This is a genomic window from Pedobacter sp. GW460-11-11-14-TSB4 (assembly GCF_059423705.1).
Genome location: NZ_JBWKYI010000006.1, coordinates 158,421 through 175,090, shown reverse-complemented (window position 1 = coordinate 175,090; position 16,670 = coordinate 158,421). Strand labels below are relative to the sequence as shown.

Here is a 16,670-nt window from a genome sequence, read left to right as displayed (position 1 = left end):
CGAATATGGACAAGGCAAAATTTACCAGTCAGTCGCCCATTGTAGTAGGATTGGATATCGGTACTACAAAAATTTGTGTTATCGTTGGTCGTAGAACACAACACGGTAAGATAGAAATCTTAGGAATAGGCAAAGCAGAATCGGCGGGTGTGACACGTGGAGTGGTTTCTAACATTCAAAAAACCGTGCAGGGTATTGCTCAAGCAGTTGAAGTAGCAAGCGGACAATCTAATGTAGAGATACAGGTGGTGAATGTGGGTATTGCTGGTCAGCACATTAAGAGCTTACAGCACAGAGGAATTTTAACAAGAAGAGAATTAAATAACGAAATCGGTAAAAAAGATATCGATAAGTTAATTGATGATATGTTTAAACTGGTAATGCCACCGGGTGAGGAGATCATCCATGTATTACCACAGGAATTTACCATCGATAACGAGCCGGGAATCAAAGATCCGATTGGTATGGCAGGGGTTCGCCTTGAAGCTAACTTCCATATCATTTCAGGTCAGGTTACGGCTGTAAAAAATATTATCAAATGTGTAAACAATGCAGGCTTGCAAACTCAGGATTTAATTCTTGAGCCATTGGCTTCTTCTGAATCGGTGTTGAGCGAGGAAGAAAAAGAAGCTGGTATTGCATTGGTTGATATTGGTGGTGGTACTACAGATATTGCCATTTTCCACGAAGGTATTATTCGTCACACAGCAGTGATCCCTTTTGGTGGCAATAGTGTTACCGAAGATATCAGAGAGGGTTGCTCTGTTATGCGTAACCAGGCTGAGTTGTTAAAAACACGTTTTGGTTCGGCATTGGCTGAGGAGAATAAGGAAAACGAAATTATTTGCGTTCCGGGTTTACGTGGCCGCGAACCAAAAGAAATTTCGGTTAAAAACCTGGCTTACGTGATTCAGGCCCGTATGGAAGAAATTATTGAACACGTATATTACGAAATCAAATCTTCCGGATACGAGAAAAAACTGATCGGTGGTATTGTAATTACCGGAGGTGGTGCTTTATTAAAACACTTGTCTCAGGCGGTTGAATATGTAACCGGTTTAGATTGCCGTATTGGTTACCCGAACGAGCATTTATCTAAATATGAAGATATGCCTAAAGCCATTTACGATGACCTGAAAAGCCCGATGTATGCAACCAGTGTTGGCTTGCTGATCAAAGGAATCCAGAAAGCAGAAGAGTTAATTGAAGAAATGAAACAGCCCGGTGTTTTTGTAGAAAAACCAAAAACAGCAAAAGAAAAAGAGAAACGAGGACCAGGTTTGTTTGATAAATTACTGGCAAAAACAAGAACTTTCATTCAGGATGACATGAATGTAAGCGATGAAGATTACTTAAAAAGTTAATTATTTTTCCACAAAAGATGAGTTTTCCACATTATTAACAGTTGTGGAAAACGTCTGTTGAAAAAGTGTTAATATTACATTGAGTAATGAACAGAATTTAAAAATTTTTAAACAACTGATTCATAAAGATATGCAGTTCGAAATGTTAAAAGATAAGTCTTCAATCATCAAGGTAATTGGTGTTGGAGGCGGTGGCGGCAACGCAGTGAACCATATGTACCTGTCTGGTATTACTGGTGTGGATTTTATTATTTGTAATACAGATGCCCAGGCTTTGGAATCTAGCCCTATACCTAACAAGGTACAATTAGGTGCTAGCTTAACCGAAGGAATGGGGGCTGGTTCTATTCCTGAGGTTGGTAAAAACTCAGCTATAGAGAATATAGATGATATTAAGGCAATGTTAGGTAGTACAACCAAAATGCTTTTTATTACAGCAGGAATGGGTGGTGGTACCGGAACAGGTGCTTCTCCAATCATTGCAAAAGCAGCTAAAGAACTTGATATTTTAACTGTGGCCATCATTACTACACCATTTTCTTTCGAAGGAAAAAGACGTAGACTGCAGGCCGACGAGGGAATGGAAGAGTTGAAGAAATACGTAGATTCTTACCTGGTGATCTCTAACGATCGCCTGCGCGAAATCTTCGGAAACTTAACCCTGGGTTCTGCATTTGGTCAGGCCGACGATATTTTAACGACGGCAGCAAAAGGTATTGCAGAGATTATTACGGTGCCAGGTTATATCAACGTGGATTTTAAAGATGTGCGTACGGTAATGAAAGATAGTGGCGTAGCCATTATGGGTAGTTTTGCCGCTGAGGGCGAAGACCGTGCATTACAGGCTGTAGAGGGCGCTTTGGCTTCTCCATTATTAAAAGATAACGAAATCGAAGGTGCCCGTTACATTTTATTGAACATCAGCTCTGGTTTACGTGAAGTAACCATGGATGAGGTTTCGATCATTACGGATTACATTCAGGAGAAAGCCGGTTTGTCGGCTGATTTAATCTGGGGTAACTGTACCGACGAATCTTTAAGCGATAAACTTTCGGTAACCATTATTGCTACAGGTTTCCAAACATCAGAAGAACGCGTAAACGAAGAAAAAAATAAAAAGAAAATATCACTTTTAACACCTGAAGAAGCGCCGTTGGTTCGTCCCGTTGAACCAGTAAATTCTTTCATTCAGCCTAAAACAACGCCATCTTACGAGCCTGTTTTAAAAACGAAGGAAGAAGTTTCGCAGGCAGATCTTTTTGGTGGTATGTTCAATAAATCTGAGCCTCAAAAGGTTCAGGAGCCAGAAAATAACGTGGTTCGCCATACTTTGATGGAGGAAGAATCTCAGGTAGAAGAAGTACAGGAAACTGGTTTTGAGTTTGAAGTAAAATTAGCTGAAACTAATTTTGTATTCGAAACACCGGTTGCCCAAATGCCGCCAATGCCTGAGCCTGAACCAGAAATCGAAATGCCGGTTGTAGGTTTAGACGACGACAAAAGTGATGAATCGATGGAAGAGCAATTAAAAAAATCTAAAGAACGTATCTTACGTTTGAAAGATTTAAGTATGAAATTGCGTACCACCAATGGTTTACAGGAATTGGAAAACGAACCTGCTTACAAACGCAAACAAATGCAGTTGCAGCAAGTTCAGCATTCTTCAGAATCGCAGGTGAGCAGGTTTACTTTAAGCAACGATCAGGACGGTGGTACTGAGATCAGACCGAACAATTCTTTCTTGCACGATAACGTTGATTAAAACAAACCAAATATAATTTTAAAGCCCCGATGTAAAATCGGGGCTTTTTTGGCATAAAATTGGAGTGTTAAAAAATCTTAATTAACACCTAAAAGATCATTAGGTTGATTTTAAGACGAATAAAGCTTAAATTCGCAAAATTTTATTATAAAAAACACATAATACATTGGATATATTTGATAAGATAGCAAAGCACATGGGGCCACTTGGCCAACACCAGAAATGGTCTCATGGGTATTTCTCATTTCCAAAATTAGAGGGAGAAATTGCACCTCACATGCAGTTTCGTGGAAAAGAGCATTTGGTTTGGAGTTTAAATAACTACTTAGGCTTAGCCAATCACCCGGAAGTTAGAAAAGCAGATGAAGAAGCTGCTGCAAAATTTGGTATGGCTTACCCGATGGGTGCCCGTATGATGAGCGGTAACTCAAACTATCACGAACAGCTGGAGCAAGAACTTGCAGAATTTGTAGGCAAACCTGATGCATTTTTATTAAACTACGGATATCAGGGTATGGTATCTATCATCGATACCTTAGTTGATCGGAATGATGTGGTGGTATATGATGCAGAATCGCATGCCTGTATTGTAGATGGATTACGTTTACACATGGGTAAACGATTTGTTTACAAACATAATGATATTGAAAGTGCCCGTAAGCAATTAGAGCGTGCAACCAAACTGGTTGAAGAAACTGGTGGCGGTATTCTTTTAATTACGGAAGGTGTTTTCGGAATGAGCGGTGCCCAGGGTAAATTAAAGGAAATTGTTGACCTTAAAAAAGATTTCAACTTCCGTATCCTGGTTGATGATGCACATGGTTTTGGCACAATGGGTAAAACCGGTGCGGGTACACACGAAGCACAAGACTGTATTGAAGGAATTGATGTTTACTTTGGAACCTTCGCCAAATCAATGGCAGGTATTGGTGCTTTCGTTGCTTCAACAGAACAAATTACCAACTTCTTAAGGTATAACATGCGTTCTCAGACTTTTGCTAAGGCATTACCTATGCCAATGGTAATCGGTTTGTTAAAACGCTTAGAATTGCTAAAAAGCAAGCCTGAATTAAAAGATAAACTTTGGGAAATTGCAATGACCTTGCAAAAAGGATTACGCGAACGCGGATTCGATTTAGGGGTTACCGATTCAGTAGTTACGCCTGTTTTCTTAAAAGGTGAACTTTCTGATGCGACTGCAATTACTTACGACTTACGCGAGAACTACAGCATCTTTTGCTCAATCGTAGTTTATCCGGTAATTCCAAAAGGCATGATTGAACTGCGTTTAATTCCTACAGCTGTTCACACGCTGGAAGATGTACAACGTACTTTAGATGCTTTTAGCGAAGTTGCTGAAAAATTAGAAAACGGATATTATAAAGAGAATCTATTCGCTACCGTTTAAGATCAATGAAAATTTTACAAAGCCCTTTAAATGCGTTTAAAGGGCTTTTTTATGGAGTGGTTTTTTGTAAAAACCTGTATTACAGCTGTTTGAGCTGGTTATTTTTCAGGTAATATGTTTATAAATGCATAGAATGTGGAAAAAAACGGCGTAGAAGGCCGTTTTTTATTCTTCTAAAAATTTTTTTATTTCATCAAACCCTTTAAATTAGAGTAGATAATTAAAAACTAAAAACCTTAAAGAACCATAGGAGTAATTAAAAATGAAAAAATTCGAAGAAGTAAAAAGTTTAGTGGCAGCTTTAGAAGCTGATGCAGACAAATTTTATAACAAAGGTAACAGCGCTGCTGGAACCCGTATACGTAAAGGTATGCAGGATTTGAAAAACTTAGCTCAGGCCATTCGTTTAGAAGTTCAGGAAACCAAAAACAAAGCTTAAGCGACCAAAATATTATAATGAAGAGCCTCAGGATATTTCTGAGGCTTTTTTTGTACACTACATTTTCCTATTGCTATTTATCACTAAATATCATCTTTACTGTAAAATATATAAGACAAATTATCTTTCATTGCTTAACTTTCCTTAGCTTTCTATTTATTTGCTCCAGCCAGCCTTTTAGGTACAAACATTAAACGAAAATTTTGATTTTAGGGTATATGGAAAGCTTTGTGTTCAGTCAAAGTAGATAAAGCATACCAATTGCGTCATTCATTTGGTATGAAGTGCTAACATTATTAACGGTATAAGGTGTCAAAACATTTGCAATACAATAAAGCAGAAAGTAAGGATGTAGGGTATGTGTTGAATGTGCTGGGTAGCGTGCATCCTGTAGATACTAAATTGAAAGAAGAATTTGAGCAACACCTTTTAACGCTAAGTATTAAAAAAGACCAGATACTGTTCAATGAGAATGAAGTATGCGAGTACATCTATTTCATTGTTAAAGGCGCTGTAATGGGTTGCACCACCCATAATAAACAGAAAATAACAACCTATATCTCAGTCGAAAATGATTTTGTAAGTTCTATATCAGGTCTTCATGGATCGGGTTATTCGGAAGAATATGTGGTAGCTGTTGAAGATACAGATCTGTTGGCCATCCACAATAATGAACTCAATCGGCTTTTTGCACATCACTTCGAGCTCAATTATATCTTTAGGGTTGTTTTAGAAAAATATTACAAAGATGCCCAGCACAGAGCACATATTATACGTGTGGGGAATGCAAAAGAAAGGTATCTGTATTTTGCCAAAACTAATCCGGGTTATTTAGACCGTCTGCCTTTGGAACTGGTGGCTTCTTTGCTGAATGTTAAGGCCTCTACACTTTTATCCATCAAGAAAAATTTTTCAAAACCTAAAGAGCGTAGCAGAGACCTGGAAGAATGTGGGCGAAAATTGGAACTCTACGTGAACAAACATCAATTGTTCAGGCAAAAAGATATCAGGCTCCATTCTCTCGCTCAGAAAATAGGGATAAGCAGTCATCAACTTTCTGTTGTATTAAACAGCTATTTCAATAAAAGCTTTATTGATTATATTAACCAGTATCGGGTAACCTGGATCAAGGATAGCATCCGCAATCCGGAGATTATGCAAAATTTCACGCTGGAGGCATTGGCTTACAGTGCAGGTTTTTCTTCCAGGAGTGCTTTCTATAACGCTTTTAAAAAAGTAGTGGGAATGAGCCCTGTTGAGTATTCAAAGAACATCGGGAAAGAAAAACGTTAGCTTAACGTTTTTGTTACAGAAACGTCGCTTTAAGCTGCTTTTTGCCGGCTAGTTGTACTGATTTATAATATAGGACAAACTTGGTCCGGTTATCTTCGCCAGAAGTGGCCTGAATAGCTAATTTCGTTCAATAAACGTTAACGATATAGCTTTCACTGGCTTTTTAGCCACAATTGATTAAAACTATGATAAGAATAATGCGTGCTGCAGACTGGAGTGAGGTTAGTGCTATTTATCAGGAAGGAATCGATACAGGTACGGCGAGTTTTAGAACCCCTGATATTTCCTGGAAAGACTGGGATTCATCACACCTTAAAGCTTGCAGGTTTGTGGCCTGCAAAGGTAAAGAAATTATAGGCTGGAGCGCGCTTTTGCCGGTATCTGCAAATTACGATATTGGTAGGGTAGGCGAGATAGAAGTGTATGTTAAACATGGCTCCAAAGGCCAGGGGATAGGCTCCTTATTATTGGATGCCTTGGTTAAAGAAAGTGAAAATAAAGGCATTTGGATGCTTCAGGCAGGAATTTTTCTACAAAATTCAGCCATATTGAAAATCCACGAAAAAGCGGGCTTTAGGGTAGTAGGATACAGGGAAAAAATAGGCAAAGCCAAAGGCGTATGGCAGGATAACCTGCTGATGGAACGCCGGAATAAATTAATTGCTTAATATTTTTATAAGAGAGATTGTATTATAAATGCAATCTCTCTTCAAATGCTTTCATGTTGAGCTTGTCGAACATATTTCAACAGGCTCAGGATGACAAATCTTATAAAAATCTCCTTTTCTACTTAACGGATAAATTTATAATCGTCTAATCGGTCTGATTTTACAAAACGCGTAAGTTTTCCCTGATAAAAATAAAAGAATGTAAATGGTTCCGGTTTGGGAATAAACGATGTGGTGATAATGCGATAAATACTCGTTCCATCATCATTGGCCAGCATCAGTTCTGCAGAGCGGTTAGCACGTTTAAATTCATTTTCCGGCATACCGATCGTAATCGACGATTCCTGGTAGGATCTGCTCTTGCAGCCCATAGCCATTACCGCCACCAGGGCGATTAATACTAATTTTTTCATTGTGTGTTTAATTTGTGTGTATCGAAGCCAATTCAATAATGATGCCCTTAATATGCTTAAAACGCTTGTAGGATTGCAGTTTTTAGCGTTTGTTTTAAGGTGTTGATTGTCAGAATATTAATTTGCGTAATTTTTTATTTACACACAAAAAAACAGATTGTCTTCATTTACTTTTCAGCAAAATCAAACAATCTGTTCTAAAATATGATTATGGAGCAGTTTAAGCTACTTCACTCAGTTTTTCTATTTCTGCTATAATTGATTTTTCTAATGATGCAGAAGCTTTAACCAATGGTAATCTTACCGTATCGCCACAAACACCTAGATGTTTTAATGCCGCTTTTATTCCTGCCGGATTCCCCTCAGCAAAAGCCAAACGGGTGAATTCTATTAAGCCTAAATGAGCAGGCAAAGCAGCTTTATAATCGCCAGCTAAACATAGTTTTACCATATCAGAGAACTGTTTAGGTAAAGCGTTTCCGATTACTGAAATAATCCCTGCAGCACCTAACGCGATCATGGGCAAAGTAACCGGGTCATCACCAGAGATTAAAAGAAAATCTGCTGGTTTATCTCTCATTATCTGGTTAAACTGATCAAAACTACCTGAAGCTTCTTTGGTAGCAATAATGTTTTTAAAATCATGCGCCAGTCTGCAGGTCGTTTCCGGACTCATGTTGCTTCCTGTACGACCTGGTACATTATATAAAATCAAATCTAAAGGAGAAATTTCAGCTAAATATTTATAATGCTGATAAATTCCTTCCTGAGTAGGTTTATTGTAATAAGGACTAACCGATAAAATTGCGCTATAACCAGCAGCATCCAAAGATTTAATATCTTCAGCCACGGCTAATGTGTTATTGCCACCTATGCCGGCAACTAACGGTAATCTGTTGTTATTAATTTCAGCAGTATAGGCCCACACCTTCTTCTTCTCGTCCTTGGTCATTGTAGCGGTTTCGCCGGTTGTACCTAAAGAAACGAGGTAATCTATCCCTCCGTCTACCAAATGATTAATCAGGTTTTTTAAGCCGTTATAATCAACTGATCCATCTGTGTTGAAAGGTGTAACCAATGCCACACCAGTACCCTGAAATTTGTTCATTATATAATTTACTTTTTGTTTTTACCACGGAGCCACAAAGGGCACCAGGCTTTTATCTTTAGGTTATAAATAGCTATCTATAACTCTTTTTATTCCATCTTTTATTTTTGCCTCATTAAAATTAATGAGTAATGCATATTAACTTTTTAGCATTTCTAAAAGTTCTGCGTCGCTGATGATCGGAACGTTTAACTTATTGGCTTTTTCCAGCTTTGATGGGCCCATATTGTCGCCTGCAACCAGGTAGTTCAATTTGCCTGAAATACCGCTCAGCATCTTGCCTCCATTGGCTTCAATCATGTCTTTCAGTTCATCGCGGCTAAAGTTTTCAAAAACGCCCGAAATTACGAATGTTTTTCCAATAAGCCTATCACTATCAAGCGTAATTATCTTTTCTTCAATTTCAAACTGTAATCCTGCCGATTTTAATAATTCTACCTGCTGTAAATGCTCAGATTTTCCAAAATACTCAACAATACTCTCTGCAATCCGTTGCCCAATCTCATCAATTGCGATGAGTTCCTCTACTGTGGCATTAGCAAGTTTGTCGATATTCTTCACCCCAGCAGCAGTTTTTTTCGCAACCGTCTCACCAACATATCGGATGCCTAACCCAAAAAGTACTTTTTCAAAGGGCATTTCCTTCGATTTTTCAATCCCGGCAAGCATGTTTTCGATTGATCGTTCCCCGAAACGGTCTAAGGTTTTTAACTGATCAGATTTTTGATACAAGGTATATAAATCGCTGATATGGTTTACCAGGCCGTGTTTGTAAAATGTTTCGATGGTTTCATCACCGAGTCCATCGATATTCATCGCTTTGCGTGAAATGAAATGCTGAATTTTTCCCACAATCTGCGGCGGACAACCTTCATCATTGGGGCAGTAATGTACTGCTTCACCTTCTTTTCTGATCAGTTCGGTTCCGCACTCCGGGCAATGATGAAGGTAATGTACCTTGGTTGAGCCAGGTAAGCGTTTATCAAGATTTACCTTGATGATTTTTGGAATAATCTCACCCCCTTTTTCTACATAAACGGTATCACCTTCATGTAAATCTAAACGATCTATCTCATTGGCGTTGTGCAATGTGGCCCGTTTAACCGTAGTACCAGCCAATAACACAGGTTTTAAATTGGCAACCGGCGTAACGGCACCGGTTCTGCCGACCTGATAAGTTACTTTTTCTAAAACGGTTTCAACCTCGGCTGCTTTGTATTTATATGAGATGGCCCAACGTGGCGATTTGGAGGTAAAACCCAATTCTTGTTGTTGGGCATAACTGTTTACCTTGATTACAATGCCATCAATATCATAACTCAGTTTAAAACGTTCGTTTTCCCAATGGTGGATAAATTCCAGTACAGCATCAATGTTAGCAACCAGGCGATTGTGTTCGCAAACATGAAAACCCCAATCTTTTACAGCATTTAAACTTTCCCAATGGGTTTTGAATTCATTTTTATCGGTGTACAGGAAATAAATAAAACCATCTAAAGGTCGTTTAGCGACTTCTTTGCTATCCTGCATTTTTATGGTACCTGATGCAAAGTTGCGCGGATTGGCATAAGGGATTTCGCCCAGTTCTTCCCGCGCTGCATTTAAACGTAAAAATGCAGCTTTGTGCATAAAAATCTCCCCACGGATTTCGAAATGTTCAGGTGCAACGGTCGGCTTAATCTGATGCGGGATGGTGTGAATGGTTTTTACATTGTTGGTAACATCATCGCCTTTAGTGCCATCACCACGGGTAACCGCACGTAAAAGTTTACCATTTTCGTAGGTAAGGCTAATGGATAGGCCATCAAATTTTAATTCGCAAACGTATTCAAAATTATCACCAATTGCTTTACGGATCCGCTCGTCAAAATCGCGGAGATCCTGCTCGTTATAGGTATTCCCCAATGATAACATCGGGTATTTGTGATTTACCGTAATGAAGTTTTTAGTAATATCGCCACCCACACGCTGCGTAGGCGAATTGGGATCGGCAAAATCAGGATTCGCTTTTTCGAGCTCGGCGAGGTGCTTTAATTTTTTATCAAACTCATAATCGCCAATGGTGGGCATAGCCAGTACATAATAATTATAATTGTGCTGGTTTAATTCGGCCACCAGGGCATCCATTTCTTGTTTTATTGCAGTTTGCGACATAAGACAAATATAGAAAAAGGAGCAGAGTGATTAATATTTTAGTTGTAAAAGCTGTAAATCTACTTTCTTGCTAAAAATGCCCATACGCTCAATAAATGGAATAATAAAACTACCATTTAGCCAGCTGATGGACTCGGTATTGGCATAATAAGAATTTTTGATGTCGTCCTTAGATATCAGATTGATTTTGTTTATTGTACCCGATTCCAAGTTCATTTCAGCATATACGGTAGCAACTGAAGTAAGACCATCTTTTTGGTTAGCTAAGATTCGAAGGGTTTTCTCTGCCAGGTTGAACGAAACCTCTGATCCCTCTCCCGCGATACTACTTGTATAATCACGGGGCAAGAATTGATGATAAAGTGGTTTCATTTGAACATCATAGGCATTCATCAGAAGTGATCCCTCAGATGTAATAGAACCATGGCTGCTCGTAACAGAGAACCTTGGGGAAATAGTAACGAGAAGCGTATTGTTGTATTCTGCAATATGTCTGATATTCATGTATTTAATATCTGAGAAAGTCAGATCGTTGAATTTTTTGTTGACCGGTACAAAAGACTTTTGCAGTTCTTTAATATGGGTTTTATCAAAAACTTCCTTTGTAGAGGTATAGGTGCCGTTATTGAAATCGATTCTTGCAATTAACGTAGAGCGTTCCTTGTTCGTATTTTTGTAGAATATGCCAATGTAATTTACCAGGGGCTTTTTACTACTTGCAAAACTTATCGACGATATTTCATCCTGATTAAAAGCATCCAAAGGAATGCTAACGGTTTTAAGTGGGCTGGGGTTGCTGCTCAAATAAATTGCAACATTGCATTTTCCTTTCGAAGCATCTACCGTACTGATGATAAAACTGCCGTCATCTCCACAAGATGCTTTCCAGGTATCTCCATCTGGCATTTCAGGCTCCATTTTTTGAATCTGCTCCAGTTTATCATTAAAATCGATTACGGTGTAGCTTTGAGATTCATTAAAATCCTTATCCATTTTTAGTGCCGTGAAGAAGCCAACAACAGGTAATCCAATATGCACCTTGCGTTTTAGGCCGGTTAATCTGGTGGCCATCTTAAAATAAGAGCCATCTTTAGCCATAAAAAATTCTGGTGTTTCAACATAATCTTTGCTTCCTTCGTAAATTACTTTTTCGGAAAGTATTTTACCGGTTTTTTCTTCGAGAAGATAGGCTTTAAACTGGTTGGTGAAACTTTTGAAATAACTGCGGTCTGAAGCAGCAATAACCATGATATTGTTTTTGAACTTTCCAATGGCCATTGGAAAACCGACAAGTGTTGTCAGCCATTGCTGACTGAGCTTATCATCAACGGTAACCACTGCAAAGTCGGCTTTGGGAACGTCAACAATCATGGCGATGGCATTACCCGATAAATCTACCTTAGTGCCATAATTACTATCATAAGAAGCCCTGATGTTCCAAGTTGGTTTTTTAATGACATTAATCTGCTGTTGAGCGAAGGTATTGAACTGCAAAAAGATAAGCAATAGGGAGAGAATTAGTTTAATTTTCATTTAGTTATTTGGTTTTTGCCCAAATATATCAAAATAATCAAACCAGTTTTTTCTCAATTTCCTTAAAAATATCCATATAGTCTTTTTCTAAAACCACTTTGAAAAGGCCCAGCTGAAAAGTAAGCTCCTGCAACTGCTTTTCACTTAATGTTTCTGGCCATAAACGCATACAGATTCTGTTAAGGGCATAACTGATGTTTTCGAGTTTTTGATAGCTTAACAGGTATTTACTGCTGATGAATTTTGCTAAAAACCCAAAAAATACTTCAGGATCTTTTAGCTTGCAGTGCTCCAGAAAATCGCTTAATGATTCTTTTTTTACTGCTTCGAGTTTATCGTAAAAATGGTTTACCTGGATTAAGTTGTGTTCAACCAATAAATGATCCAATAAAAGTTCTAAGCCAATATGCGCGAGAAATGAGGGACGAACTGCTGTATTTTCAACTATAGGTTTAATGAGCTGCTTAAGTTCGGTGGTTTTTTCCAAAAAGAAATTAGAGGAATGAAAAAGCAGGTCGACAGCTAAATGTCTTTTCCAGCCAAAAAGCAGGTTTTCCTCATCAGGATTTCCTTTAAACAAGAATTCGTTTTTCTGTGGGTATAAATTTGCCTCTTTGGCAGCATTTTTAATCAGATCTGGCAAAACCGTTCCCATTACCACATTGGCATCATTATTTGTCCGGTCGAAATAATAATGGGATAAAAAGTTCATCTTGCAATGTAATGTTTTCTTGTATTGTTGTAAAGAACCAATAGTAAAATATTGGTAAGGATAGGAGGTGGAAAGATCAATTATGGTAACTCAATTACAATACCAACTAATTTGCTTTAAACTAAGCTAAAATTTTATCTTTGCACCCACATTATTAAAGTGTTTGTACAATGACGAATTTTGTTGAAGAGTTAAGATGGCGTGGCATGCTGCATGATATTATGCCGAATACGGAGGAAAAGTTAAACGAGGGTATGACTTCTGGTTATATCGGTTTCGACCCCACCGCAGATTCGTTGCACGTTGGTCACTTAACGCAGATCATGACACTGATTCATTTTCAAAATGCCGGGCACAAACCATTTGCTTTGGTTGGTGGTGCTACGGGTATGGTGGGCGATCCATCAGGCAAATCTGATGAACGTAATCTTCAGACCCCTGAAATGATTGAGCATAACCTGAAAGGGATGAAAAAGCAATTGGCTAAATTCTTAAAATTTGAAGAAGGTGGAAATGGCGCAGTAATGGTTAACAATGCCGATTGGTTTAAGGATATGAATCTTTTTACCTTTATCAGGGATGTAGGTAAACACATTACCGTAAATTACATGATGGCGAAAGACAGCGTTAAAAGACGTTTGGAGGGTGATTCTGGTCTGTCTTTTACCGAGTTCTGTTACCAGTTGATTCAGGGTTACGATTTCTATCATTTATGGAAAAACGAAAACTGCTTGGTACAGATGGGCGGATCTGATCAATGGGGTAATATTGTTACCGGTACAGAGCTGATCAGAAGAAAAGATGCCGGTACAGCTTATGCCATTACCACACAATTGATCAAAAAGGCAGATGGAACCAAATTCGGTAAAACCGAGAGTGGTGCAGTTTGGTTAGACCCAGAGAAAACTTCTCCATATAAATTTTACCAGTTCTGGTTGAATGCATCCGATGACGATGTGAAAAAATGGATCCGCATTTTTACCCTTAAAAATAAGGAAGAAATAGAAGCCTTAGAAAAAGAACATGATGCGGCACCACATTTGCGTATCCTGCAGAAAGCTTTAGCTGAAGATATCACCATCAAAACACACTCAGTGGAAGCGTTGGAAACGGCTATTAAAACTTCAGAATTCTTGTTCGGAAACGGATCTTTAGAATTTTTGAAAAGCTTGTCAGAAAATCAGGTGTTAGAAATGTTCGAAGGTATTCCGCAGTTTAATATTTCGAAATCTGAATTGGCTGATGGCATTGATGCGGCTACTTTATTTGCAGAAAAGGCTGCTGTTTTCTCCTCTAAAGGCGAAACCAAAAAACTGATCCAGGGTGGAGGTGTTTCTGTAAATAAAGAAAAAGTAGCAGATGCTACCCAGGTTTTCAATACCGCTCATTTGATCAACGATAAATTTATTGTGGTACAAAAAGGAAAGAAAAACTACTTCCTTTTAATCGCAGATTAATATTTTCGGGCCCAATGAAATTAAAGGTAAAAGATTTATTCATTGGGCTCGAATTTAAGATAGAACAGGAAGTTGATCTCCCAGCAGAAATTCTTTTAGCGCGTATCACTAAATAATTAAAAAAACAGGATTACCTGATTTTAGATCGATCAATTCAAAAAATCCTGTTTGAACAAAGATACCTTCATGAGAAGGTCACAATCTTTTATATTTGGGATAAAGTAAGAAATGGTAGTTTCGAAGTAGTTGAAAATGATAGCCATCAAATCTTAAAATTTCTGTTTTCGGTATCAATATCTGGGATAATTCTGTCCATCCTTACCCTAATTAGGATATGTTGGATGGTTGGCTATATGGTTCCCTCTTGCACTTATTTTTACAATACTCACGACTCAAAGAGTAATCGATATCAAAAACAAGACAAACGAAATTTTTAAAGAGATTACCCGACCAGAAGCAAATTAATCATCGTCGTTATAATAAATTGGCTTTTAAAAATTTTTCTTTGATCTTAAGACTTTCGATCAACCGGTCGGCCATAAAGGTGAGCATTGATCCAGGTGTGTGCTCTTCCGCTTCGAAAGTGTTCATGTAATCTGATTTGTTAATCAATTTAATGAATATAGGAGGATATTTAAACTTAAGGAGAATGATGTTCATGATGATTCTTGCAATTCTTCCATTTCCATCACCAAAAGGATGGATCGTATTTAAAAATTGAAAATGAAATTCTGTTACAATCTTCAAGATGTGGTCATCATTCGCATTTAATGTCAATGAGGATAAACGGTGGTTTGTCTTTTTTATTAAATCTGAGACAGCCACGGGTACATCATGAGGTTGTTTGTAGTAATGAATTTTACCAGATGAACGGGTAGTTACATTCTCAAGGATTTTGTACTTTCCAGGATCGTAGTGGATCGAATCAGACCATTGATCGGGGCTTTGCATCAGTACTTTATGAAGACGTTTAATATTTGCCTCAGTAATCTTGGTTGCCTGGTATTGCCCGAAAACCTCATCAAGTACCTGTTGGTGATTTAAGATATCCAGACAATCGCTGGTGGATGTATTTTTAGGAGCTACAAATTCTTTTAGTAATTGTATGGTCTGCCCGTAGGTCAGCGCATTACCTTCTATCTTGTTCGAGTTATACGTAAAGTCAATCTTGATCTTTTCAATAAAGTCATGGTCCCAATCTTTACCTACATTAAAGGCATCTATTTTTTTTTTTAGGCGATCAATCTTTTTTAACTTCGCTAAAATATCCATTAAAGAAACTTAATATCATAATCAAAACCCTTGGTTTTTATCTTAAAAAGCCAGTTTTTGTAAAGATTTCTTCCAATCACAGGTTTTCCATCTTTGAGGATTAGGGTTTCTCCAAAGATAAAATGCTGGAGATCCTGCCGGAATTCCTTCCGGATATCATCCAGAAAAATTGTTTCCTTTTTATTTGAGATCTCAGATAGCTGTTTTAACCGCTTTGATATTACATTCAGGCTTGGCATTTCTTTATTTTAAGATTATCCCCTGGATCAAAATTAACAAATATTTGCTGACTTTTTTCTATAAGGGATATGATTTACTTTCTTTCAGAAAAGATTTTTAAATATCCTAATGGCAGAATTCTTCATTAGATCTATGTAAGTAAATTTACTCATATTCTACTAGGCGGTCCTTTTCATCTTTTTTACGGTTAAAGCGGTAAACCAGTGTTGCGGTGGTTAATCTTCTAATGCCGCTAAACTCGATTCTAAATAATAAGTAGCTGAAAACCTCTTCGGAAACTTTATTCGCGAATTCACAGGGGTAACCAAATAGGGCGGGTTGCTTTTATACACTTGATCTTAAAAAGAAAAAAGCCACTAAAGTGGCTTAAATGAGATGCTAATTTCTAGATTTTTTAGTTAAATACGTAAAACTTATTAAAGCACTTATAACATTTGTATCTCTTAACTGAAATCCACGGCATAAGCGTTTTAAAGATAAAGCCCCTTGGTACCCTATAGGTTTCGAAGTTTTTGCACTTCGGGCAAGATAGGCGGGTTTTAACTAAAGTCAGTTCTTCTGAGGGTTCCATAATAAGCATAGTTTGGTTGGGTAAATCAAACTTACGCAAAATAAAACCTAAGAATATCATAGAAAAACTACCATTTTGTTCATTTCATCGACTATTATTCAGTCTCAACATAAAATATGCGCAAACAGGCGCTTAAAGCTGCTTTTTGTTTTGTAATTTTTTGTTTATGTATCAGTTAACAGACAATAATCGAGCGTTTTTTTTACTCATAAGTGGGGGCAACTGAGCTATTGTTTCACGTTCCAGTAAAAACTGCTTAATGCAGCAATGGGATTG

At 37.8% G+C, this 16,670-nt stretch carries 13 protein-coding genes; 7 read left to right on the top strand and 6 right to left on the bottom strand.

Annotated elements, in window-relative coordinates; translation table 11 throughout:
* Positions 1-5 precede the first annotated feature (5 nt).
* The 6 genes from ftsA (at position 6) to AC07YT_RS08525 (ending at position 6,934) form a co-directional block, all read left to right on the top strand.
* Positions 6-1,364, top strand: coding sequence for a cell division protein FtsA (ftsA, locus tag AC07YT_RS08550; RefSeq protein ID WP_086545007.1), 1,359 nt, complete (start codon positions 6-8; stop codon positions 1,362-1,364).
* A 130-nt stretch (positions 1,365-1,494) separates the two neighbouring features.
* Positions 1,495-3,126: a cell division protein FtsZ gene (gene ftsZ, locus AC07YT_RS08545; RefSeq protein WP_086549237.1), complete on the top strand. Its 1,632-nt coding sequence runs from the start codon at positions 1,495-1,497 to the stop codon at positions 3,124-3,126.
* A gap of 166 nt (positions 3,127-3,292) precedes the next feature.
* Entirely contained in the window at positions 3,293-4,534 is a 1,242-nt protein-coding gene (locus tag AC07YT_RS08540) for an aminotransferase class I/II-fold pyridoxal phosphate-dependent enzyme (RefSeq protein ID WP_086545008.1), read from the top strand.
* Between the two features lie 262 nt (positions 4,535-4,796).
* The gene (locus tag AC07YT_RS08535) at positions 4,797-4,973 is read left to right on the top strand and encodes a BF3379 family histone-like protein (RefSeq protein ID WP_029278061.1); all 177 of its coding nucleotides are present in this window, start codon (positions 4,797-4,799) and stop codon (positions 4,971-4,973) included.
* A 309-nt stretch (positions 4,974-5,282) separates the two neighbouring features.
* Complete coding sequence (locus AC07YT_RS08530) at positions 5,283-6,266, top strand: helix-turn-helix domain-containing protein (RefSeq protein WP_086545009.1); 984 nt, start codon at positions 5,283-5,285, stop codon at positions 6,264-6,266.
* Positions 6,267-6,451: 185 nt separating this feature from the next.
* A complete protein-coding gene (locus tag AC07YT_RS08525; protein WP_086545010.1) occupies positions 6,452-6,934 on the top strand; it encodes a GNAT family N-acetyltransferase in 483 nt (160 codons plus the stop codon).
* Positions 6,935-7,056: 122 nt separating this feature from the next.
* Here AC07YT_RS08525 and AC07YT_RS08520 read toward each other — a convergent pair whose 3' ends face one another.
* From AC07YT_RS08520 to AC07YT_RS08500, 5 genes are all read right to left on the bottom strand, one after another.
* A complete protein-coding gene (locus tag AC07YT_RS08520) occupies positions 7,057-7,347 on the bottom strand; it encodes a hypothetical protein (protein WP_086545011.1) in 291 nt (96 codons plus the stop codon).
* 220 nt (positions 7,348-7,567) lie between these two features.
* Entirely contained in the window at positions 7,568-8,455 is an 888-nt protein-coding gene (gene dapA / locus AC07YT_RS08515; RefSeq protein WP_086545012.1) for a 4-hydroxy-tetrahydrodipicolinate synthase, read from the bottom strand.
* A gap of 138 nt (positions 8,456-8,593) precedes the next feature.
* The gene (gene ligA / locus AC07YT_RS08510; RefSeq protein WP_086545013.1) at positions 8,594-10,609 is read right to left on the bottom strand and encodes an NAD-dependent DNA ligase LigA; all 2,016 of its coding nucleotides are present in this window, start codon (positions 10,607-10,609) and stop codon (positions 8,594-8,596) included.
* A 30-nt stretch (positions 10,610-10,639) separates the two neighbouring features.
* Entirely contained in the window at positions 10,640-12,142 is a 1,503-nt protein-coding gene (locus tag AC07YT_RS08505) for a hypothetical protein (RefSeq protein WP_086545014.1), read from the bottom strand.
* A 37-nt stretch (positions 12,143-12,179) separates the two neighbouring features.
* On the bottom strand, positions 12,180-12,854 hold the full coding sequence (locus tag AC07YT_RS08500; protein WP_086545015.1) for an ACP phosphodiesterase: 675 nt from the start codon (positions 12,852-12,854) through the stop codon (positions 12,180-12,182).
* A 170-nt stretch (positions 12,855-13,024) separates the two neighbouring features.
* Between AC07YT_RS08500 and tyrS the strand changes: the two genes are divergently transcribed.
* Positions 13,025-14,311 (top strand): tyrosine--tRNA ligase, encoded by a 1,287-nt coding sequence (tyrS, locus tag AC07YT_RS08495; RefSeq protein ID WP_086545016.1) that lies wholly within the window; start codon positions 13,025-13,027, stop codon positions 14,309-14,311.
* A 474-nt stretch (positions 14,312-14,785) separates the two neighbouring features.
* Here tyrS and AC07YT_RS08490 read toward each other — a convergent pair whose 3' ends face one another.
* The gene (locus tag AC07YT_RS08490) at positions 14,786-15,583 is read right to left on the bottom strand and encodes a Fic family protein (RefSeq protein ID WP_086545017.1); all 798 of its coding nucleotides are present in this window, start codon (positions 15,581-15,583) and stop codon (positions 14,786-14,788) included.
* Positions 15,584-16,670: the final 1,087 nt, after the last annotated feature.